The organism is Amycolatopsis sp. NPDC026612, from assembly GCF_040638285.1.
Taxonomy (GTDB): Bacteria; Actinomycetota; Actinomycetes; order Mycobacteriales; family Pseudonocardiaceae; genus Amycolatopsis.
This window is the reverse complement of record NZ_JBEZYB010000010.1, coordinates 90310-112128: the sequence shown is the minus strand read 5'-3', so window position 1 is coordinate 112128 and position 21819 is coordinate 90310. Positions and strand designations below refer to the sequence as shown.

The following is a 21819-nucleotide window of genomic DNA, read 5'->3' as shown; positions in this document are numbered from 1 at the left end:
GGCAGCGACAGGAACGGTAGCGAGCAGCTCGGAGGCTTCCATCGCTTCCTTGCTTGTGCTCGGCGGGTCGATGGCTTCGCTCTCGACGCGGTTGACCCGCGGCGCCGCCCTCGAGCGGACAGCCGGCCCGCCCCGGTTTCGGGTCGGCGAGGACGGAAGGACGATCGATAGGATGTCCCTGTCGAGGTGTTGCCTCGTGGGGTGCCGGGAAGCCTGGTCGGCGAACCGAGCCGAACGACACCCGGATGAACCCATGACCGCCGTCACCGTGCACGTCTCGGCGTCCCGTGCATAACGGCAAGGCACGTCCCGTCCGGCTGCTGGATCGAGGATCGTGGCCCGAGACCCAGCGCGTCACGGAAATCCTCCGCAAGGAGACCGTTGGCGGAGTCCTGCTCCTCGTCGGCGCCGTCCTGGCCCTCGGGTGGGCCAATCTGCCCTGGTCGGACTCGTACGAGGCTTTGCGCGAGGTCCGGATCGGACCCGCGGCCCTGCACCTGGATCTCACCCTGTCCGCCTGGGCCGAGGACGGATTGCTCGCGGTCTTCTTCTTCGTCGCCGGCCTGGAGGTCAAACGCGAGTTCGTCGCGGGCGATCTGCGCGACCCGCGCCGTGCTGCCGTTCCGGTCGCCGCCGCCGTCGGCGGGGTCGCCGTCCCGGCCCTGGTCTATACCGTGGTCAACCTCGGCGACTCCGCCGCGCTGGGCGGCTGGGCGATCCCGACCGCCACCGACATCGCGTTCGCGCTGGCCGTACTGGCCGTGATCGGCCACCACCTGCCCGCCGCGCTGCGCACGTTCCTGCTCACGCTGGCGGTGGTGGACGACCTGCTCGCCATCGTGATCATCGCTGTGTTCTACACCCGCGAATTGTCGGTCGGCCCGTTGCTGCTCGCGCTGTTGCCGTTGGCGGCGTTCACGCTGCTGGTGCAGCGCCGGGTGCGGTCATGGTGGCTGCTGCTGCCCCTGGCCGCGACGACGTGGGCGCTGGTGCACGCATCCGGGATCCACGCCACCGTGGCGGGAGTCCTGCTCGGCTTTGCGGTGCCGGTGATCCGCAAGCACGGCAACGGACCGGGCCTGGCGGAGCACTTCGAGCACCGGTTCCGGCCGATCTCCGCCGCGGTGGCGGTGCCGGTCTTCGCGTTCTTCGCCGCCGGCGTCACCATCGGCGGCTTCGGTGATCTGGCGACCTCGCTCGCCGATCCCGTCGCGCTGGGCATCGTGCTCGCGCTCGTGCTCGGCAAGACCATCGGCATCTCCGGCGCGACCTACCTCGTCGCCCGGTTCACCCACGCCGAGCTCCACGACGATCTCACCTGGACCGACGTCATCGGGCTGGCCGTGCTGGGAGGCATCGGGTTCACCGTCTCCTTGCTGATCGGCGACCTCGCTTTCGGCTCAGGCACCGAAAGCGACAAGCACGCCAAGATCGCGATTCTGGCGGGCTCTCTGCTCGCCGGGCTGATCGCCACCGCCATCCTCGGTGCCCGCAACCGGGCCCACCGGCGGATCTGTGCCGAAGAGTCGGTCGATTCCGATCAAGACGGTATGCCGGACGTGCACGAGCACGAGGACTGACATCGGCCTGCACGACAGTCACTCTCGCATCACATTGCAGCGGCTCGACACGACAGAGCAGCCTCGGGGGTTACCGCGAGGCACGTCGGGTAGCCGCGCCGGAGTCCGGTTGCGCGATCAATGGGAGTCGAGATGAAGGCAGTGGTGTACCAGGGCCCGCGTCAGGTGGAAGTGCGCGAGGTACCCGATCCGGTGATCGACCAGCCGACGGATGCGATCGTGAAGATCACGACGACGAACATCTGCGGTTCGGATCTGCACATGTACGAGGGCCGGACCGCAGTCGAGGAGGGCAAGATCCTCGGCCACGAGAACATGGGCGTCGTGGTCGAGATCGGTTCCGGCGTCACCCGGGTGAAGGTCGGGGACCGGGTGTCGGTGCCGTTCAACATCGCCTGCGGGACGTGCCGGAACTGCCTGGAGGGCTGGACGTCGTTCTGCCTGCGGGTGAACCCGGCCGAGGGGATGGACGGCGCCGCGTACGGCTACGCGAACATGGGACCGTACGACGGTGGCCAGGCTGAGTACCTGCGGGTGCCCTACGCCGATTTCAACCTGCTCGACCTGCCGGCGGGCACCGAGTACGAGAACGACTTCACGATGTTGTCGGACATCTTCCCGACTGGCTGGCACGGCACGGAGCTGGCCGGGATGCGCCCGGGGGACCGGGTGGTGGTGTTCGGGGCGGGGCCAGTGGGCTTGCTGGCCGCGCACAGTGCGGTGATCCGGGGCGCCGCCGAGGTCTACGTGGTCGACAAGGAACGCGACCGGCTGGCGATGGCCGAGAAGATCGGGGTGCTCCCGATCGACTTCGGCGAGGCGGACCCGGTCGAGCAGATTATGGCCGCCACCGGCGGGCAGGGCGCGGACTGCGGTGTCGAAGCGGTCGGCTACCAGGCGCACGACCACTCCGGTCAGGAGCACCCCGAGCTGGTACTGGACAACCTGGTCAAGTCGGTGCGGTCGACCGGCGGGATCGGTGTGGTCGGGGTCTACGTCCCGCAGGACCCGGGTGCGGCGACCGAAGGCGCCAAGGAAGGCCGGATCGGGTTCGACTACGGGACGCTCTTCATGAAGGGGCAGCGCATGGGCACAGGCCAGTGCCCGGTCAAGCGGTACAACCGGCGGCTGCGCGACCTGATCATCACCGGCCGGGCGAACCCGTCGTTCCTGGTTTCGCACGAGTTGCCGCTGGAGCAGGCGGCCGAGGGCTACGACCGGTTCGACCACCGCGAAGACGGCTGGACGAAGGTGCTGCTCCGGCCGTAGCCACGGAAAGCCGCCTCGCCGGCGACGTGGTGGCCGCGCCGGCGAGGCGATCCGTGCGGTCAGCTGGTCAGTGCGATGGCGGCGTCCGCTTCGACGACCCGGAAGCTGAAGCTCTCCTCAAGGTAGAGCGTGACGGTGCCGGCGTCGTGGTGGCTGTAGCCGACCGCGAGGTCCTGGCCGAGCTCGAGGGAGAAGGCGCCGGCGTCCAAGCTGACGATCAGGGCGCCGTCCAGCCCGGGCGCGCGGACCACGTTGCCACCGCCCAGCACCCGCCGGAGGTGGTCGAAAAGCAGGTGGCCGCCGTGCTCCGTGCTCTCCACGATGCGGGTGTAGCCCTCCGGAGCGATCGCGAGCCCGTACGGTCCCTTGATACCGGCCTGGCGCAGGGTGTCCACCGCGCGGGCGACGACGCCGGGGTAGGCGTCGGGGTCGTCGCCGAGCGACGGTGTGTCGTACGGGCTGCTCTCGGTGATCCCGGTGATGCCGGCCGCGGCCCAGCCGTGGAAGATGGCGCGATTCTCGATCATCGCGATTTGCTTCGCCGCGCGGTCGAGGTCGTCGAACTCGAGGTCGTCGGCGCCGCGCTCGGCGTCGTCCAGCTCCGCGCGCGACACGGTGAACGGCACGCGCACCTCGGTCAGCGGCAGGATCCGCCGTTGCCGGACCGCCGCGCCGGCGCCCAGGTCGGCCAGTGAGTCGGCGGGGAGGGTGGTGGTCCGTCCCAGGTCGGTGGCCGAGTGGCGCCAGCCGTGTGGGCCGGCGACGTCGACGAGGCGGCGGGCCGCGAGGTGCGCCTGCAGGCGCTCCTTGGCCTCGGCGTCGACCTCTTTCCAGCCCGCGTCGGTGATCGGGGCCAGGTCGCGCATCAGGTGGTTCATGTCAGTCCTGTTCCTTGAGGCTGCCGATGCCGAGCGAGGCGTCGGTGGGACGGTGACCGAGCTTGTCCTCGACGTACTCCTGCGGGTCGAGGTCGCTGACGTCGAGGTCGCGGGCGCCTTCGTGCTGCCGCTTGAACTCCACGAACCGGCGGCCGAGTTCTTCGCGCAGCCCAGGATCGGCGTGCCGGCGGAAGTCGGCGAGGCCTTCGTCCTCTTCTTCGGCCATGTGCTCGCTGTTGGCGAAGCGGGCCTTGCTCACCGCGGCGTGCCAGGCGGTGCTGCCGACGGGATGCAGGGCGGCTTCGTGAACGCCGTCACGGATGTCGTTGTGGTCACCGATCGCGTCGAGCGTTTCGTCTTCGGCGTCTTCACCGCGGCGCAGCAGGTGGGGGTAGAAGATCTCCTCCTCGGCGCGGGCGTGCACGTCGAGCAGGTCGGCCAGGGGCTGCCAGACCTCGGCGAGGTCGGACGGGTCGGTGAGGTCGTCGAGCCGGGCGAACTGGCGCCGGAACCAGTCGTGGTCGTCGAGGATGAGGCTGGTGATGTCGGCCATGCCGCATTCCTACCCCGGTGGCGCGTGATCGCAAACCCGAAGCACGCCGGCCGGGACTGGCCCGGAACGCTTGCGAAAGGAGTGGCTGCGCCACCAGCAGCTCGGGGCGTCGAGTGCCGCTCCGCAAGCCGTGGCCAGCGCGTAGCCGAGCTCGTCGCCTTCGGGGATCACGACCGGTACTTCCGGCGAGAGGTGCCTTGGGTGAGCCGCCGGGCCAGAAAGGAGGACATAACCGGCCAGGATGACGACGAAGAGCTTCCGATGGGGCCGCACCCCCGTCCATTAGATGTCAGGTCGGTCGAGAACAGGGCGGGGCAGGCGACGATCCGCACGCCGTGCGGCTGAGCAGGAACGGGTGCGTTGCGGTGAGCGCCGTCGAAGGCCACTGCGACGAAGTTGACGAGCACGAAGTGGGCGGGCAGCGTGACCGAGACGGCGGTGCGGCGTTCACGGTGCCGGAGGGCCGACCGGACCCGATGGCGGACTCAACGGTGGTGAACAGCAGTCCGGCGGGGGCGACGTGCTTCTTCGGGCGGGTGCCGTCGCCGGCGCCCAGATGCGCTGAGCACGTCGCCGCTCGGGACTCGGTGGCCGTCGTGTGGTCTCCTCTTGCCATCGGGACGGCGCGGCGGCGACCTGTATGCAGGCCAGGTATCCGTCCAGCTTGTACTCGTACGTCCAGTTGGCTCTTTGCGGAGACGGCCGCCGTCGGCCTTGACCAGCGTTGATGGGCTCGACCCAGTCCGGCACGCGAGAGGAGCAACGCGCAGCCATGGCCAGCCTCCCAGGGGCCCCGGGTGCGCGGGGAGGACGGTGACGGGCAGACCGTGAATCGGCCGGTTCGCCGCGTCGGAAGACTGGGCACCGCTTGTCTCCATCGGTGCTCATACTCGGAGTTAGAAGCGCTAGTGGTGCCGTACTAGGTACCAACCGCTGCTTTCGGAGATCGAGATGAGATTTTTCATGCTGGCTTCTTCGGTGTGCTGCTCATTGGTTGGCATCATTTGCTGTTCCTGGGTCGTCGCTTCTTTGCCGTTCCGGTCCGGGATTTCGGAGCGGTACTCGGGCTGTCGTCCAGGCGAGATGAGTGGTACGCCTCGACGACCGACTTCGCTATTCGCCCTTGGTCGGCTACCTCGTATCCGTTTTGTTGGGCCCAGGCGCGGATGTCATGAGTCGCCGCGTAGTCCGTGCTCGTCTTCGGTTCTTGCTTTGTGTCGTCAGTCGACTGGCCGACGGCCACTTTGATGCGGCGCCCTCCGGTGCGGCGAGCGACCGTCACGTACGGCTCCATCGCCGCGCGGAACGCGCCGGCGTTCGCGTTGGAAAGGTCAATCTCGTAGGTCACGCCGTCGAGTCCGAAAGGGACAGTCTGGTCGGCGTGGCTGCCGTCCGTGTCGTCGGATATCTCGATAGAGATTCGTTTGGTCATGTCGTCGATCCTTCTTCGGGTCGTTGGTGAATGTACTGGATGCGTCCAATAGTAGCGTCGTGCAATCGCCTGCGATCGCCGGGTACGTCTGTTGACGAGGCTCTTTGTATTTCTTTCGAGAGACCGTTGACTGCTCGTGCCCGTGTCGGCATGGATGGTTGTATGCGACGGCGAACACTTCCCTTGAGTTCGAGTTGATCGGCTATCGAAAGAGGCAAAGGAGAAAGTGATGGAAGCCGAGGCGAGGCTGGAGTACTTCGGTGACGTTGCGGCCGCGATTCAGGAACTCGCTGCGGCGGTTCGTGCTGCCGCGCCCGAACCGCCGGAAGACCCGGATGCGCTGCTCACCGCGGAGCAGGTGGGGGAGTTGCTGCAGCTGTCGCCGAGGACCTTGAAGGACCACGCTGCCACCGGTGCGGTGCCGCATCACCGGTTCGGCAAGCACTACCGGTTCACCCGTGGCGATGTCGCCGAGATCGTGCGGCTGGCCGCTGCGCCGGTGAAACCGCCGCGGCGGCGGGTGTCCGTTGCGGACGTTGCCCAGGACTTCCGCGCCGCGTAAGGCGGGCGGAGTACCAGAGAAGAAGAGGAGTGAAGGATGGCCCACGGCCAGGAAGAGCCCGGCACGGGTGAGTGGCGTGCCCGGTACAAGCGTCCCGACGGGACGTGGGGGAGCAGGTCAGGGTTCCCCGCCAAAAAGGCGGCCGAGGAGTGGGGGCTGGAGCAGGAAGCGCTGATCCGGCGGAACCTGTGGCTGGACCCACGCGACGGAGAAACCCGATTCGACGACTTCGCCGAGGAGTGGCTGGCGGCGGTGGCTCCACGGCTCGAGCTGAACACGGTCGCGAAGTATCGGTCATTCCTCGACACCCAGCTGCTCCCGCAGTGGAAGGCATGGCCACTGGTCGCGATCTTCAACGGGTACGTCGAGATCGAGCGGTGGCTCTCGGAGCTGCACGAGGACTACGCCGAGTCGTCGGTGTCGTCGTACTTCGCGTTGTTCTCGACCATCCTCAACGCCGCTGTCCGGGCGCGGATGATTCCGGCTAACCCGTGCAGCGGTGTCCGGGTGTCGAAGGGTGAGTTCGATGCCGAGCGGCTGGTGGCCACGCCGGCCCAGGCGCTGCGGGCCGCGATGCGGCTCTACGAGCTGGGTCTCGGGATGTCGGGGTTCGTGTTGTGCTTGATGGATTTCTATACCGGCGCCCGATGGGGTGAACTTGTCGGGCAGCAGCGCCATGAGTACGACTCGGAGCGGCGGGGGATCGAGATCCGGATGCCGCTGAAGGAGGTGAGCGGGAAGGTCTACAAAGGAGGCCGGAAGAGTGATGATCATCACTCGGAGGGCTGCAGCCGCCCGCCGACCCGGCGGGGGAACTCTCGCCCCAAGAAGGGCCGCACCAAAACTCCTGCGGGGACGCGGTTCGTGGCACTGCCACCCGGTATCGCCGTGCTGTACGAGGAGCTGATGGACAGCCATCGGGAACCCTTCGTGCTGTGTACGCCGGAGGGGCATCCGTGGAGGCGGTCGAACTTCCGTATCCGCTTCTGGCGGCCGGCGTGGGACGGCGTCGAACTCGACGACCCGGGCGCGGGAGAGCAGCGGCCACCGATCCTACCGACCTTCACCTTCCACGAAGGGCGGCACACGCACAGCACCTGGCTGACCGAGGACGGGATTCCGGAAGTCGCTCGGCGGGCGCGGCTGGGGCAGAAGATGAAGGGCATCGCCCGGGTCTACGACCATGTGACGCCGGCGATGGTGAATCAGATCCTGGACGTCCTGGAGGAACGCTGGCTGCGGTCTCTGGCGTCGTTGTACCCGGGGGAACGGGCGAAGCTGGTGTCGTGGTTCCCGCACCTGCGGTCCCGGCGGGCGATCGGGCCGGGCTCCGGGGCCATCGCCGGATCGTCGCCGACTGACGAGTAGAAGCCCCGCCCCTCCGGGGAGGGGCAGGGCTTCTGACCTGCGAAAACATGTGGTGCGCGATACTGGGATTGAACCAGTGACCTCTTCCGTGTCAGGGAAGCGCTCTCCCGCTGAGCTAATCGCGCGAGGTGGAGACGGGATTCGAACCCGTGTACACGGCTTTGCAGGCCGTTGCCTCGCCTCTCGGCCACTCCACCGTGCCAGGCTCGAGAGCCTACCGAGCGGATGACGGGATTCGAACCCGCGACCCTCACCTTGGCAAGGTGATGCGCTACCAGCTGCGCTACATCCGCACTTCCCGGCTGCGGTTCGGGAGGTCCGGAGCCTCGGCTTCGTCCCTCACCCCGTCGCCGTGGTGTGTCAAAACCATATCGGACCCGAAAACCGGCCCGACACCGGGGTGTCACTGTGCCGTTGCAAGCCGCCGTTGCAAGCCCGTCATCAGGCCAGATCGTGCGGGATGAGGTGGGTGAGCGCGTCGTCGACGTCGACCCACAGGTGCTCGTTGCCCGGCAGCACGACGTCGTAGGTCCGGTCGAGGAAGTCGGCCAGCTCCTGGGCGGACGCCTCGAACATGGCGTGCCCGGAGGGCGAGTTCAGCTCGATGAGGACGGCTTCGGGGTCTTCGACGGAGGGGCGGATGCGGACGTCCCCGTCACCCGCGTCGGCCAGGAGGCCGTCCGCGAGGAGGTCGCGCGCGTAGACCCATTCGACCCAGCCTGCGCGGCCGGTGCGGAAGGCGGCGACGACCGCGTACGGGTCGCGTGTGTCGTAGCGCAGTTCCACCTTCACCGGAACCGCGGGAGTCCGCGGCGCCAGCAGGTCGAAGACCGCCGTCGAGCGGAGCGTCACGTGATCGTTGCGCATCGTCCTACCCTTCGTCTCCCTTCCCGGCCCGGCCCGGCCGAGGGCATCACCACTGGGACGCATCAGGAGGCCGAATCCGTCGCGGGTGCGCCGCAGATCACCCGTCCGGGCTCATCGGCCCCCGTCTTCACCCGTGATCACCCACGGCGCGCAACTGACCGGCACGCCCCGTGGGACCCACGCCTCCATACTGCGCGGTTTAGCCGCCGGGCGATAGCACCGTCGCACGGGTGTCGAACGTGGTGTCGGGCGGCCCCCTGCCGGCACAACCCCGGCTAGCTCGGGGTTGTGCGTTCCGTACTCGCCGGTAAGCGGAGTGTGGTCGCCGAGGACCACCCGTTTGCATGCGCCCTAAAGTCGTAGGCTAGAGTCCTTCACAACACCGCGGGCGGGCGATTAGCTCAGCGGGAGAGCGCTTCGTTCACACCGAAGAGGTCACTGGTTCGATCCCAGTATCGCCCACTCCAGTCGTGAAGAGAGCCTTGCTTGCCGAGACGCAGGCAGGGCTCTTTTGCTGTGTCCGGTCGCGAGGCTTGCCTCCGCGCCCGCAGGCCGAGGCACATTTCGGCGCCGGACCTCCTCGTGCGGGCGTCGCCGCCCCAAAACGGAGTGAACGATCCGTTCGGATCATCCGTATGAGCTGGAGAGAGCAGTTCGCGCCTCCGCCGCCGGGCCCGCCGGAACTGCTTTCGAATCCTGCCGCTGCGGCAGTTTTCTGTCGAACGCCACCCTGCGGGAGGTCCGCTGTGATCCTCGGCACGTCACGTCCGCCCGAGCACGCGAGGACACGTGTGACAAAACCGCTGCGCGTGACGGTGTGGCGACGAATGTCACCGTCGGTCGCCACGAGCGGCCACGCGGGTCCGCGCGCCGGCTGACGCGGCCCCCTCTGGTCCATTATGGACGATTGCGGCCGTGCAATGTCCACAGTAGATTCCAGGCGGCCCGCTCGGCCGTTCGGCCCTGCTTGGTCCACCCGGGTGCGGGCATGGCCCTGTTGGTCACGGAAAGTAATTTTGACGGGGATACGCCCTACTACGCATCGTCATCACCTCGTTATCTTCCGGCGATTTTCTGGCGGGGAAGTCGCACAGCATGTGGCTGGAAATCCTTGTAACACTGCCGAGAGAGTCGCCGATAACCTGCCGTGTGAAGTCTCCGCGGGCTCTGCGCGACTACTGAGATGTAGTGACTCTCCGAAATCGTTTTCGGTGACGCTGCGTGCCCGCGGATCAACTCGGTCCAATTCCTGGGAGGTCAGATGGAAGAGTCGGTGCGGCCTTCGTACACGGTGAGCCAGCCACCGCCGCACATCGACCTCCAGGCCATCCCGCGTCCCGTCCGGCGGGACGGCCTCCGCGACGACGCCGGTGGCCCGTCGGCCAAGGCGTGGCCCGCGGCCTGGGAAGCGCGGTACAGAGCCTGGGTCATCGGCAGCGATGTGTTCATCACGCTGCTGGTGATCGCGATCAGCGCGTTCGTCATCGATCGCGTTGCCCCGCACGACATGCACGCCTTCGGCACGATGCTCGCGGTGTTCGTCTCGCTGCCCGCCAGCCGCGCCTGGAGTCCGCGAGTGCTCGGCGAAGGCGCGGAGGAGTACCGCACCCTCGGCCGTGGCTTCCTCACCGCCGCCGTCCTGGTCGCACTGGGCGGCCTGCTGTTCGGCGCGCTCGAGGTCCAGGTCTGGGTGTTCATCGTGGTCCCGGCCATCGCGCTCGTGGCCTTCCCGCAGCGGTACCTGCTGCGCCAGGTGCTGCACCGCAAGCGCGCCAAGGGACTCTGCCTGCTGCCGGTGATGGCGGCGGGCAGCCCGGAGACGGTAGCCGACCTGATCGCCCGCACCCGCTCGGAGGTGCACGTCGGCTGGCGTGTCGAGGCCGCCTGCACGTTCTCCGGCCACGGTGAGGACCGCGACAGCGGCGAGATCGACGGCGTCCCGGTGGTCGGGCGGCTGGAGGAGCTGTCCCGGCACGTCCGGCGCGGCGGCTACCGGGTCGTGGCGATCACCGCCGACCAGTACTGGACGCCGAAGCGGCTGCAGCGGCTGGCCTGGGACATGGAGGGCACCGGCGCGGAGATGGTCGTGGCGCCGGTGCTGATGGAGGTCGCCGGGCCCCGGCTCAACGTCACCGGCGTGCTCGGCATGCCGCTGCTGCGGGTCACCGCGCCGATGTTCACCGGGGGCCGCCGGGTGGTGAAGGAGATCGCCGACCGCTGCGGTTCGGCGCTGCTGCTGACGCTGCTGTCCCCGCTGCTGCTGGTGATCGCCGTCGCGATCAAGCTGAACGACCGCGGCCCGGTGATCTACCGGCAACGCCGCGTGGGCCGTGACGGCGCGACGTTCACCATGCTCAAGTTCCGGACGATGGTCACCAACGCCGACGCGATCAAGCAGACCCTGGCGGAGGACAACGAGGGCGCCGGCCCGCTGTTCAAGATGAAGCGCGACCCGCGTATCACCCGGGTGGGTGGTTTCCTGCGCCGGTACTCGCTCGACGAGGTGCCCCAGCTGTTCAACGTCGTGTCCGGGAAGATGTCGCTCGTCGGACCGCGGCCGCCCCTGCCCGAGGAGACCGCGCAGTACGCGCCCGACGCCCGGCGCCGGCTGCTCGTCAAGCCGGGCCTGACCGGGCTCTGGCAGGTCAGCGGGCGCAGCGACCTCACGTGGGCGGAGAGCATCCGGCTCGACCTGCGCTACGTCGAGGACTGGTCCCTCGCCCTGGACCTGGTGATCCTCTGGAAGACGTTCCGCGCGGTGATGGGCGGTCAGGGCGCCTACTGACCGCTTTCCGCCGCGCCCCACGGCCGCCGGCTCCCCGGCGGACACGGCCGCCGCGGGGAGCCGGCGGCCGTGACCTGCTTCACCGGGGCCAAACGGCCGAGCGCGAAATAGTTCAACGCTCAACTTGGTTGTGCTGGGTACCGACCCATGGAAGGAACCCCAGCCCCATGACCACCTTTGCCGAGCAGACCGAGGCCCTCCAGCTTCCCGCGGACGTGCAGAACCTGCTGTTCCGCGAGGCGCGGACGGCCAACAGTTTCAGCTCCGAGCCGGTGACCGAGGAACAGGTCCGCGCGATCTACGACCTCGTCAAGTGGGCCCCGACGTCGATGAACACCCAGCCGCTGCGCGCGCTGGTGCTCCGGACCGCCGAGGCGAAGGCCCGCCTGCTCCCGCACCTGTCCCCGGGCAACCGGGACAAGACCGAAGCCGCCCCGCTGACCGTGGTGCTCGCCGCCGACGTCGACTTCCACGAAAACATCCCCCAGGTGTTCCCGCACAAACCGGGGGTCAAGGACAACTTCGCCGACGAGCAGGGCCGCGTCGAGTTCTCGAAGCTGAACGCGCTGCTGCAGGTCGGCTACTTCATCATCGGCGTCCGCGCCGCCGGGCTGGCCGCCGGCCCGATGACCGGCTTCGACGCCCAGGGCGTCGACGACGAGTTCTTCGCGGGCAAGAAGTGGCGCTCGCTGGTCGTCGTCAACGTCGGCAAGCCGGGCGAGAACCCGTGGTTCGACCGCCTGCCGCGGCTGGACTTCGACCAGGTCGTCGAAACTCTCTGACCTCGATCGGACGGGCCGCTTCCGGGCACGGAGGCGGCCCGTCCGGCGTTCGCGGACGCGCGTGAGGCCCGCGCGGGCCGACGACTAGCATCGACGGCGTCGTCTTTGTCGCTGAAGTTCGAGGAGCCATCGTGTCCCAGTCGCCCCCCGTTTCCCCCGTGGCCGCCTTCCGTGTGGTGGTACCGGCGGGCACTACGGCGGGCGCGGCGGTCCGCGAGGCCGGCCTGCCGACCAAGGGCGAAGACACGATCGTCGTAGTCCGCGACGCCGACGGGAAGCTGCGCGACCTCGCCTGGGCTCCCGAAGCCGACGCCGAGGTCGAACCCGTCGCCGCCAACACCGAGGACGGGCGCAGCGTCATCCGCCATTCGGCGGCGCACGTGCTCGCCCAGGCCGTGCAACAGCAGTTCCCGGCCGCCAAGCTGGGCATCGGCCCGCCGGTCAAGGACGGCTTCTACTACGACTTCGCCGTCGACACTCCGTTCACCCCGGAGGACCTGCAGGCGCTCGAAAAGCGCATGAAGCAGATCGTGAAGGGCGCCCAGCAGTTCTCCCGCCGCGTTTTCGACTCCGTCGACGAGGCCAAGAAGGAACTGGCGGACGAGCCGTTCAAGCTCGAGCTCGTCGACCTCAAGTCCGAAGTGGACACTTCCGAGGTGATGGAGGTCGGCGAGGGCGAACTCACCATCTACGACAATCTCGACCCGCGCACGAAGGAACGTGTCTGGAGTGACCTCTGCCGCGGTCCGCACGTGCCGACCACGAAGTTCATCCCGGCGTTCAAGCTGACCCGCGTCGCCGCCGCGTACTGGCGGGGTAGCGAAAAGAACCCGCAGCTGCAGCGGATCTACGGCACGGCGTGGGAATCCACCGAGGCGCAGGACGCCTACCTCGAGCGCATCGCCGAGGCCGAGCGCCGCGACCACCGCAAGCTCGGCGCCGAGCTCGACCTCTTTTCCTTCCCCGAGGAGATCGGTTCCGGCCTGCCGGTGTTCCACCCGAAGGGCGGCATCATCCGCCGCGAGCTGGAGAACTACTCGCGCCGCCGCCACGAGGAGGCCGGCTACGAGTTCGTGAACACCCCGCACATCAGCAAGGGCGAGCTGTTCCACACCTCCGGCCACCTGCCCTACTACGCGGACACGATGTTCCCGCCGGTGCAGTTCGACGAGGAGAACTACTACCTCAAGGCCATGAACTGCCCGATGCACAACCTGATCTTCCGCTCGCGCGGGCGGTCCTACCGCGAGCTGCCGCTGCGGCTGTTCGAGTTCGGCACGGTGTACCGCTACGAGAAGTCGGGTGTGGTGCACGGCCTCACCCGCGTGCGCGGGCTGACGATGGACGACTCGCACATCTACTGCACCAAGGAGCAGATGCCGGGCGAGCTGCGGTCGCTGCTCAAGTTCGTCCTCGACCTGCTCGCCGACTACGGCCTCTCCGACTTCTACCTCGAGCTGTCCACCCGGGGGGACTCCGACAAGTTCATCGGCGAGGACTGGGAGTGGGAGGAGGCCACCGAAACGCTGCGGCAGGCCGCCGTCGACTCCGGCCTCGAGCTGGTCCCGGACCCGGGCGGCGCGGCGTTCTACGGCCCGAAGATCTCGGTGCAGGCCAAGGACGCGATCGGCCGCACCTGGCAGATGTCGACCATCCAGCTGGACTTCAACCAGAACAAGCGGTTCGAACTCGAGTACACGGCACCGGACGGCACCCGCCAGCGGCCGGTGATGATCCACCGCGCGCTGTTCGGCTCGATCGAGCGCTTCTTCGGCGTGCTGACCGAGCACTACGCGGGCGCGTTCCCGGCGTGGCTCGCGCCGGTGCAGGTGGTCGGCATCCCGATCACCGCCGACCAGGTCGAGCACCTGCAGGGCATCGAGAAGGCGTTGCGCGCCAAGGGTATCCGCGCCGAGGTCGACGCGAGCGACGACCGGATGCAGAAGAAGATCCGCACGCACACGACGCAGAAGGTGCCGTTCATGCTGCTGGCAGGCGCCAAGGACGTCGAGGCGGGCGCGGTGTCGTTCCGCTTCCGCGACGGCGGCCAGATCAACGGCGTGCCGGTGGACGCGGCGGTGAACGCGATCGCCGCGTGGATCGAGCGCCGCGAAAACGCTTCGCCGTCGGCGGAGGCGCTGGAGACGGTCGTTCAGTGAGTGACGGTCCCGAGCTCGTCGAGCAGCAGGGAGTCGGGGTCCAGGACGCGTTCCAGCGGCTCTGGACCCCGCACCGGATGGCCTACATCAAGGGCCAGGACAAGCCGGACGGCGACGAGGAGCCCGGCTGCCCGTTCTGCCGGATCCCGTCGCTCGACGACAAAACCGGCTTGATCGTCGCCCGCGGCGACGCCGTGTTCGCGGTCCTGAACCTGTACCCGTACAACCCGGGGCACCTGATGGTGGTGCCGTACCGGCACGTCGCGGACTACACCGAGCTGACGGTGGAAGAGACGCGCGAGGTCGCCGAGTTCACGCAGCACGCGATGAAGGTCGTCCGCGCGGTGTCCGGTGCGCACGGGTTCAACATCGGCCTGAACCAGGGCCACATCGCGGGCGCGGGCATCGCGGCGCACCTGCACCAGCACCTGGTGCCGCGGTGGGGTGGCGACGCGAACTTCATGCCGATCATCGGCCAGACGAAGGTGCTCCCGCAGCTGCTGGGGGAGACGCGGGACCTGCTGGCCGACGCCTGGTGAAGCACGGCCGCGGTCGTCTGGACCACCCGGCGAAAACTCCTGATTGAGGGTTCAACCGGGAGTATGCTGGAGTTATGTCCGGAACCCGATGGCTCAGCGACGACGAACAGCGCGTCTGGCGTGAGTTCAACCTGGCCACCCGCATGCTCAGCGCGCACCTCGAGGGCCAGCTGCAGCACGACTCGGGCATGCCGCACACCTACTACGAGGTTCTCGTCGCCCTGTCGGAAGCACCCGGTCGCCGCCTGCGGATGAGCGAGCTCGCCGACGCCCGGCAGGCGTCCCGCAGCCGCCTTTCCCACGCCGTCGCGCGGCTGGAGGCGAACGGGTGGGTGCGCCGCGAGGCGTGCCCGACCGACAAGCGCGGCGCCTGGGCGGTGCTGACCGATGCCGGCTTCGCCGCGCTCGAAGCGGCCGCGCCCGGGCACGTCGAAGCTGTCCGGGAGAGCCTGTTCGATCCGTTGACGCCGGAGCAGGTGACAGCGCTGGGGGAGATCAGCGCGGCCATCCGCCGTCAGCTGTCGCCGAAGTGCGCCGCCGCGGTGGCCGCCGAAGAGGCGAGGGAGCGCGAAGCCGACGTCGTCCGGCTCACGAAATCGGGCTGACCCGGGACGGCGCGTCGGGGGCGCGCACGTGGGTCGATAGGCTGCCAGTGCCCACCCGACCCTCGTAGCCAGGTGCCTCGACGAACCGATGCTCAATATCTTCGCGCGTGCCTCCGTTTCCCGCGTCACCGATCCGATCGGCCAGGCGCTGGTCCGCGCCGGGCTGACCCCCAACGTCATGACCGTGTTCGGCACCGCCGGCGCGGTGGTCTGCGCACTGGTCTTCTTCCCGACCGACCACCTCCTGTGGGGCACCTTCACGGTGTGGGGCTTCGCCATGCTCGACATCCTCGACGGCGCCATGGCCCGCGCCCGCGGCTACGGCACCCCGTTCGGGGCGGTGCTCGACGCGACCTGCGACAGGCTGGTGGACGGCGCCCTGTTCGCCGCCATCGCCTGGTGGTGCTTCGTCGTCGACGACAACCACCCGGCTGCCGCCGCGGCCCTGCTGTGCCTGGTGCTCGCCCAGGTGATCTCCTACGTCAAGGCCCGTGCCGACGCCTCCGGCCTGCCGGTCGACGGCGGGCTCGTCGAACGCGCCGAGCGGCTGATCATCGCTCTGGTCGGCACCGGCCTGCACGGCTTCGGCATCCCGTACACCGTGGACGTGACGCTCTGGCTGCTCGCCGCCGGATCGGTCGTCACCCTGATCCAGCGCTTCGCCGCCGTGGCGAAGGCGGCCCGGGAAGCCGCCGCCGGGGAGCAACCGGCATGACCAGGCTGAGCGAGCGGCTGAGCGCCTTCGGCTACGCGGCGGGCTGGCGGCTGGCCGGCTGGCTGCCCCCCGGGTTCGGCGGCACGGTCTTCTCGCTCGGCGCGGACCTCGCCGTCAGGCGGGACGGCGGGGGAGTGCGGCAGCTGCGCGCGAACCTCGCCCGCGTGGTCCCGCAGGCCGACCCGGTCGAGCTGGACGAGCTGACGCGGCGGGCGATGCGCTCGTACGCCCGCTACTGGCACGAGACGTTCCGGCTCCCGTCGATGGACCAGAAGGAGGTCAGCGCCAAGGTCGCGGCGTCGATCACCGGCGTGGAAAACCTCGACGCGGCGCTGGCCGAGGGCAACGGCGCGGTGATGGCGCTGCCGCACAGCGGGAACTGGGACGTCGCCGGCGTGTGGCTGGCCGACTACCTCGGCGGGTTCACGACCGTGGCGGAACGGCTCAAGCCCGAGTCGCTCTACCGCCGGTTCGTCGAGTACCGGGAGTCGCTCGGTTTCGAAATCGTCCCCCTCACGGGTGACAGCTCGGCGATGCGCGTGCTGCTGAAGCGGCTGCGCGAGAACAAGGCGGTCTGCCTGGTGGGCGACCGCGACCTCACCACCAGCGGCATCCCGGTGAAGTTCTTCGGCGAGCCGGCCCGGCTGCCCGGCGGCCCCGCGCGGCTGGCGGCGACGACCGGCGCCGCGCTGATCCCGGCGGGCTGCTGGTTCACCGAGGACGGCTGGCAGATCCGGCTGCACCCGCGCATCCGGGTCACCGCGCGGGCGGAGGTCCCGGCCGCGACCCAGGCACTGGCCGACATCTTCGCCGGCGACATCGCCGCGCACCCGGCCGACTGGCACATGGTGCAGAAGTTCTGGCCCGCCGACCTCGAGGCCGCCGAGCGGGTCAGCCTCGAAGAAGCGAGCTGAGCGGTGGCCGCGCGGCCGATGCGGGTCGGGATCGTCTGCCCCTACTCCTTCGACGTGCCCGGCGGGGTCCAGGGGCACGTGATCGACCTGACGAAGGCCCTGCTCGCGCGCGGGCACCACGTGTCCGTGCTGGCGCCCGCGGACGAGGACGCCGAGCTGCCGGAGTTCGTGCACCCGGCGGGCAAGGCGCTCGCGATCCGGTACAACGGCTCGGTCGCGCGGCTGCAGTTCGGCCCGGTCTCCTACGCGCGGGTGCGGCGCTGGATCCGCGAGGGCGACTTCGACGTCCTGCACCTGCACGAACCGGCCGCGCCCAGCCTTTCGCTGCTGGCGCTGCTCATCGCGGACGGCCCGATCGTGGCGACGTTCCACACCGCGACGACGCGGTCGCGCACGCTGTCGGCGTTCCAGCCGGTGCTCCGGCCGCTGCTGGAGAAGATCACGGCGCGGATCGCCGTCTCCGCGCTGGCCCGCCGCGTCCAGGTGGAGCACGCGGGTGGCGACGCCGTGGAGATCCCCAACGGCGTCGACGTCGAGTTCTTTTCCTCGGCGAAGCCGCTGCCCGGCTATCCGCGGGCCGGGGGCACGGTCGGGTTCGTCGGCCGGTTCGGGGAGCCCCGCAAGGGCATGGGTGTGCTGCTGGAGGCGCTGCGGCGGATCCTGCCGGAGTTCGAGGACCTGCGGCTGGTCGTGGTCGGCCGCGGCGATGAGGACCAGCTGCGCCGCGACGCCGGGCCGGAGCTGGCCCCGCACCTGGAACTGCTGGGCCAAGCCGACGACGGTGTGAAGGCCCAGGCGCTGCGCAGCGTCGACGTCTACTGCGCGCCGAACACCGGCGGCGAGAGCTTCGGGATGATCCTCACCGAGGCGATGGCGGCCGGAACGCCGGTGCTGGCCAGCGGGCTCGACTCGTTCCGGCGGGTGCTCGACGACGGGCACGCCGGGCAGCTCGTCGAAACCGGTGATCCGGCGGCGCTTGCGGACGGCCTGCGCGAGCTGCTCGGCGACCCGGCGCGCCGGGCGTCGCTGGCCGCGGCGGCGGGGGAGCGCGTCACGATGTACGACTGGTCGGTGGTGGCCACGCAGGTGCTGCGCGTCTACGAGACGGCCGTCGCCGCCGACCCGCGGCGGGTCGCGGCGCCGGAGCGGGAGTTCGCCCGGTGAGCGTGTTCGGCTGGCTGCTGCCGTCGCTCGCGCTGGTCGTCGTGCTGGGCGGGCTGTTCCTGGTGGCGACGGCGAACCGGCTCGACCGGCTGCACGTCCGGACGGACGCCGGCTGGGCCGCACTCGACGCGGCACTGGCGCGGCGCGCGGTGGTGGCGCGCGCGATCGCCCTGGTGTCGGGCGACACGGGCCTGCGGAAGTCGGCCGAGCGCGCCGAAGCGGCGTCGCGGGCGGACCGCGAACCCGCGGAGAACGAGCTGACGTGGCAGCTGAACCGCGTCGACCGCACGGGCCTGCCTGCCGAGCTGGCCGAGGAGCTGACCGACGCCGAGCACCGGGTGGTGATCGCCCGCCGCGTCCACAACGACGCCGTCCGCGACACGCTGCGGCTGCGGCGGCGGCGGAAGGTGCGGTACTTCCGCCTCGCGGGCACCGCGCCGCTGCCGGAGTACTTCGAGTTCGCGGAGCCGGAGGTCTGACATGTGGTGGGTGGTCGTCGAGGAGCAGCGCGGCTCGGAGCGGAACTGGTCGCTGTCGGAGACGTTCTCCTTCGCCGATCAGGAGACCGCCGAGACCGAGGCCCTGCGGCTGGCGCGGGAGTACCAGCCGGCCTACCCGTGGTCGCCGAAGTCGCGGAAGGTGCTGCGGGGCCCGGGTGGGTACCTGGTGATCGTCGAGGGCCGGACGACGACGTTCCACTTCCGGCTGAGCGTGCTCGAAGAGGTCTGAGGCTGCCAGACTGGGCGGCATGAGTGAGACCTGCGACGTCGCCCACGGCACGGCCCCGGCCGACCCGGGACTGCGGACGCTGGTGGCCGTGTTCGCGTCACCGGTGTCGCGGTCCCTGCTGAAGTTCGCGCGGGAGCTCGGCTACCACGTGGCGCTGTACGAACCGGACGCCGCGCGCGCGACGGACGTTCCGGCGGGCTTCGAGGCGGAGACGACGCTGCCGCCGCTCGACGCGTCGGCGGACGTGGTGGTGACCGACCACCACCGGCCCGAGCTGGGCGCGGTGCTGAAAGCGGCGCTCGAGGGGAAGCCGCGCTGGGTCGGCGTGCTCGGCAACCCGCGTCACCCGGGCCCGCACGTGGCCGCGCTGCGGGCGCTGGGCGTGCCGGACACCGAGATCGCGCGGGTGCACCGCCCGGTGGGGTTGAACATCGGTTCCCGCACCCCGCCGGAGATCGCCCTGGCCACGCTGGCGGGCCTGCTGGCCGACCGCAACGGCCGCCCCGGCGGCTTCGACTTCTGACCGGAGATTCCCGTAACCCGCGTGATCAAAGCCGTATCTCGCGTGATCAAGCCCGTAACTCGCGTGATTGAAGCCGGAACTCGCGTGATTGAAGCCGGACCGGCTCTGATCACGCGAGATCCGGCTCTGATCACGCGGGTTACGGTTCTGATCACGCGGGATCCGGTTAGTGGACCGCCACTCCCTCCGGCATCGGCTCGAAGCGGGCGTGGCGGCGGGTGAACGTCGCCGTGCCCGACGTCATCGAGCGCAGGTCGATCAGGTAGCGCAGCAGTTCAGTCGCCGGGACCTCCGCCCTGATCACCGTCCGGCCGCCGTCGCCCGCCTCGGTGCCCAGCACCCGGCCCCGGCGGGACGAGAGGTCGCCGAGCACGGTGCCCAGGTGCTCGTCCGGCAGCCGGACGGCCACCTCCTCCAGCGGCTCGAGCATCGTGATGTGCCCGTTCGCCGCGGCCTCGCGCAGGGCCAGCGCGCCCGCCATCTGGAACGCCGCGTCCGACGAGTCCACGCTGTGGGCCTTGCCGTCGACCAGCGTGACCTTGACGTCGACCACCGGGTGCCCGTCGGACAGCCCGCGCTGCAACTGGGCGCGCACGCCCTTCTCCACGCTCGGGATGAACTGGTGCGGGACCGAGCCGCCGACGACCCGGTCCACGAACTGGAACCCGCTGCCCCGCGGCAGCGGCTCGACCTCGATGTCGCACACGGCGAACTGGCCGTGCCCGCCGGACTGCTTCACGTGCCGCCCGTGGCCCTTGGCGGGCTTGGCGAACGTCGCCCGCAGGCTGATCTTCACCGGTTCCGTGTCGACGTCCGCGCCGCCCGCCCGCAGCCGCGACAGCACGACGTCCGCGTGCGCTTCGCCCATGCACCACAGCACCAGCTGGCCGGTCTCGGCGTTGCGGTCCAGCCGCAACGTCGGGTCGCCCGCGACCAGGCGGGAGAGGTTGCGGGCCAGGGTGTCCTCGTCGCTGCGGGTCTTCGCGACCACCGCCACCGGCAGCAGCGGTTCCGGCATCGCCCACGGCTCCATGAGCAGCGGATCGTCGGGGGAGGAGACGGTGTCGCCGGTCTCCGCCGAACCGACCTTCGTCAGCGCGCAGAGGTCGCCGGCGACGCAGTAGGGCACTTCGCGCAGGGCCGAGCCGAGCGGGGAGTAGAGGTGGGCGACCCGCTCGTCGGCGTCGTGGTCCTCGTGGCCGCGCTCGGTGAGGCCGTGCCCGGACACGTGCACCGGCCGCTCGGGCCGCAGCGTCCCGGAGAACACCCGGACGAGCGACACCCGGCCGACGTAGGAGTCCACGGCCGTCCGGACGACCTCCGCGGCGAGGGGCCCGGCGGGGTCGGCGGTGAGCGCGGCGTGCTCGCCGCCGTCCGGCGTGGTGACGTCGGGTGGCCGGTGCTCCAGCGGGGAGGGGAACGCGCGGACGATGCCGTCGAGCACCTCGGCCAGGCCGACCCCGCTGGTCGAGCACACCGGGATGACGGGGTGGAAGGACCCGCGCGCGACCGCGGTTTCGAGGTCGGCGATCAGGGTCGCCTCGGCGATCTCCTCGCCGGCGAGGTAGCGGTCCATCAGGGACTCGTCCTCGCTCTCCGCGATGACTCCCTCGATCAGGGCGTTCCGGGCCTCGGCCAGCCGTTCGAGATCGGCCGGGTCGGGCTCGCCGGCCTTCGGCGGGTGCCCGCCGGAGTAGTCGAAGTACCGCTGGGTGATCAGCCCGACCAGGCCGTCGCCCGCGGGCAGGTACAGCGGCAGCACGCCGGCGCCGAACGCGGCCTGGCAGGCGGCGATCTCGGCCGTCGCGTCGGCCCGGTGGTGGTCGAGGCGGGAGACGACGACCGCGCGCGGCATCCCGACCGCGGCGCACTCCTCCCACACCGCGACCGTCGCCGCGTCGACGCCTTCGGCGGCGCTGACGACGAACAGCGCCGCGTCGGCCGCGCGCAACCCGGCCCGCAGTTCCCCGACGAAGTCCGCGTATCCGGGCGTGTCGATCAGGTTGATCTTGTGGCCCTGGTGCAGCACCGGCGCGACCGAGAGGCCGACCGAGCGCTGCTGACGGACCGCCGCCGGGTCGTGGTCGCACACCGTCGTGCCCTCGACCACCGAACCCGCCCGCGGCACCGTGCCGGAGGCGGCGAGCAGGGCTTCGGCGAGGGTGGTCTTCCCGGAACCGGCCGGGCCGACGAGCACGACGTTGCGGACCTTGGCGGGGTCGTTTACAGCGACGGCGGCCCCGGTGTCGGCGTTCTTGGCTTGTTTGTCTGCCATGACGACTCCTCGGCGAACGGCTGGTGTACGGGGTGTGTCCTCGATCACACACCCGCTACCCTGGTCACGGCAAGGCAGGGCTCCCGGGACCAGCCGAATGCCCCGGGCGGGGACGGGAGG

Annotated in this window: 21 protein-coding genes and 4 tRNA genes; 16 read left to right on the top strand and 9 right to left on the bottom strand. The window is 69.9% G+C overall.

Annotated elements, in window-relative coordinates:
- Positions 1-287 precede the first annotated feature (287 nt).
- Entirely contained in the window at positions 288-1580 is a 1293-nt protein-coding gene (gene nhaA / locus AB0F15_RS13445) for a Na+/H+ antiporter NhaA (protein WP_360269639.1), read from the top strand.
- Positions 1581-1712: 132 nt separating this feature from the next.
- Complete coding sequence (locus AB0F15_RS13440; RefSeq protein WP_360269637.1) at positions 1713-2849, top strand: glutathione-independent formaldehyde dehydrogenase; 1137 nt, start codon at positions 1713-1715, stop codon at positions 2847-2849.
- 59 nt (positions 2850-2908) lie between these two features.
- Here AB0F15_RS13440 and AB0F15_RS13435 read toward each other — a convergent pair whose 3' ends face one another.
- From AB0F15_RS13435 to AB0F15_RS13420, 4 genes are all read right to left on the bottom strand, one after another.
- A complete protein-coding gene (locus tag AB0F15_RS13435) occupies positions 2909-3727 on the bottom strand; it encodes a family 1 encapsulin nanocompartment shell protein (protein ID WP_360269635.1) in 819 nt (272 codons plus the stop codon).
- 1 nt (position 3728) lies between these two features.
- On the bottom strand, positions 3729-4280 hold the full coding sequence (locus AB0F15_RS13430; RefSeq protein ID WP_360269634.1) for a hemerythrin domain-containing protein: 552 nt from the start codon (positions 4278-4280) through the stop codon (positions 3729-3731).
- A gap of 9 nt (positions 4281-4289) precedes the next feature.
- Complete coding sequence (locus AB0F15_RS13425; protein ID WP_360269632.1) at positions 4290-4553, bottom strand: hypothetical protein; 264 nt, start codon at positions 4551-4553, stop codon at positions 4290-4292.
- A 727-nt stretch (positions 4554-5280) separates the two neighbouring features.
- The gene (locus AB0F15_RS13420; RefSeq protein ID WP_360269630.1) at positions 5281-5712 is read right to left on the bottom strand and encodes an Lsr2 family protein; all 432 of its coding nucleotides are present in this window, start codon (positions 5710-5712) and stop codon (positions 5281-5283) included.
- Positions 5713-5941: 229 nt separating this feature from the next.
- Between AB0F15_RS13420 and AB0F15_RS13415 the strand changes: the two genes are divergently transcribed.
- Both AB0F15_RS13415 and AB0F15_RS13410 read left to right on the top strand, forming a co-directional pair.
- Entirely contained in the window at positions 5942-6274 is a 333-nt protein-coding gene (locus AB0F15_RS13415) for a helix-turn-helix domain-containing protein (RefSeq protein ID WP_360269628.1), read from the top strand.
- 156 nt (positions 6275-6430) lie between these two features.
- Positions 6431-7642 (top strand): integrase, encoded by a 1212-nt coding sequence (locus AB0F15_RS13410; RefSeq protein WP_360269765.1) that lies wholly within the window; start codon positions 6431-6433, stop codon positions 7640-7642.
- 50 nt (positions 7643-7692) lie between these two features.
- Here the strand turns inward: AB0F15_RS13410 and AB0F15_RS13405 are convergent.
- The 4 genes from AB0F15_RS13405 to AB0F15_RS13390 all read right to left on the bottom strand — a co-directional run bounded on the left by AB0F15_RS13405 (position 7693) and on the right by AB0F15_RS13390 (position 8509).
- A tRNA-Val gene (locus tag AB0F15_RS13405) sits at positions 7693-7767 on the bottom strand.
- Between the two features lies 1 nt (position 7768).
- Positions 7769-7839 (bottom strand) — tRNA-Cys (locus AB0F15_RS13400).
- 23 nt (positions 7840-7862) lie between these two features.
- A tRNA-Gly gene (locus tag AB0F15_RS13395) sits at positions 7863-7935 on the bottom strand.
- Positions 7936-8083: 148 nt separating this feature from the next.
- Positions 8084-8509, bottom strand: a complete 426-nt coding sequence (locus tag AB0F15_RS13390) for an SsgA family sporulation/cell division regulator (protein WP_013227152.1) — start codon at positions 8507-8509, stop codon at positions 8084-8086.
- Between the two features lie 390 nt (positions 8510-8899).
- Between AB0F15_RS13390 and AB0F15_RS13385 the strand changes: the two genes are divergently transcribed.
- From AB0F15_RS13385 to AB0F15_RS13330, 12 genes are all read left to right on the top strand, one after another.
- Positions 8900-8971: transfer RNA gene (locus tag AB0F15_RS13385), tRNA-Val, on the top strand.
- A 799-nt stretch (positions 8972-9770) separates the two neighbouring features.
- Complete coding sequence (locus tag AB0F15_RS13380) at positions 9771-11294, top strand: sugar transferase (protein ID WP_360269626.1); 1524 nt, start codon at positions 9771-9773, stop codon at positions 11292-11294.
- Between the two features lie 167 nt (positions 11295-11461).
- On the top strand, positions 11462-12076 hold the full coding sequence (locus AB0F15_RS13375; protein WP_360269625.1) for a malonic semialdehyde reductase: 615 nt from the start codon (positions 11462-11464) through the stop codon (positions 12074-12076).
- Between the two features lie 131 nt (positions 12077-12207).
- A complete protein-coding gene (thrS, locus tag AB0F15_RS13370; protein ID WP_360269623.1) occupies positions 12208-14235 on the top strand; it encodes a threonine--tRNA ligase in 2028 nt (675 codons plus the stop codon).
- Entirely contained in the window at positions 14232-14774 is a 543-nt protein-coding gene (locus AB0F15_RS13365) for an HIT domain-containing protein (RefSeq protein WP_360269622.1), read from the top strand. Before thrS ends, AB0F15_RS13365 begins: the two co-directional genes overlap by 4 nt.
- Positions 14775-14848: 74 nt before the next feature.
- Entirely contained in the window at positions 14849-15379 is a 531-nt protein-coding gene (locus AB0F15_RS13360) for a MarR family transcriptional regulator (RefSeq protein ID WP_360269620.1), read from the top strand.
- Between the two features lie 88 nt (positions 15380-15467).
- Complete coding sequence (pgsA, locus tag AB0F15_RS13355) at positions 15468-16094, top strand: phosphatidylinositol phosphate synthase (protein ID WP_360269618.1); 627 nt, start codon at positions 15468-15470, stop codon at positions 16092-16094.
- A complete protein-coding gene (locus AB0F15_RS13350) occupies positions 16091-17008 on the top strand; it encodes a phosphatidylinositol mannoside acyltransferase (protein WP_360269616.1) in 918 nt (305 codons plus the stop codon). The genes pgsA and AB0F15_RS13350 overlap by 4 nt, the downstream gene beginning before the upstream one ends.
- An 18-nt stretch (positions 17009-17026) precedes the next feature.
- The gene (locus tag AB0F15_RS13345) at positions 17027-18172 is read left to right on the top strand and encodes a glycosyltransferase family 4 protein (protein ID WP_360269763.1); all 1146 of its coding nucleotides are present in this window, start codon (positions 17027-17029) and stop codon (positions 18170-18172) included.
- Positions 18169-18651, top strand: coding sequence for an NUDIX hydrolase (locus AB0F15_RS13340; RefSeq protein ID WP_360269614.1), 483 nt, complete (start codon positions 18169-18171; stop codon positions 18649-18651). The genes AB0F15_RS13345 and AB0F15_RS13340 overlap by 4 nt, the downstream gene beginning before the upstream one ends.
- A gap of 1 nt (position 18652) precedes the next feature.
- The gene (locus AB0F15_RS13335; protein ID WP_360269613.1) at positions 18653-18901 is read left to right on the top strand and encodes a hypothetical protein; all 249 of its coding nucleotides are present in this window, start codon (positions 18653-18655) and stop codon (positions 18899-18901) included.
- Between the two features lie 19 nt (positions 18902-18920).
- Entirely contained in the window at positions 18921-19424 is a 504-nt protein-coding gene (locus AB0F15_RS13330) for an XdhC family protein (protein ID WP_360269611.1), read from the top strand.
- A 166-nt stretch (positions 19425-19590) separates the two neighbouring features.
- On the opposite strand, the gene AB0F15_RS13325 is transcribed toward AB0F15_RS13330, so the two are convergent.
- A complete protein-coding gene (locus AB0F15_RS13325; protein ID WP_360269609.1) occupies positions 19591-21699 on the bottom strand; it encodes an elongation factor G-like protein EF-G2 in 2109 nt (702 codons plus the stop codon).
- Positions 21700-21819 lie beyond the last annotated feature (120 nt).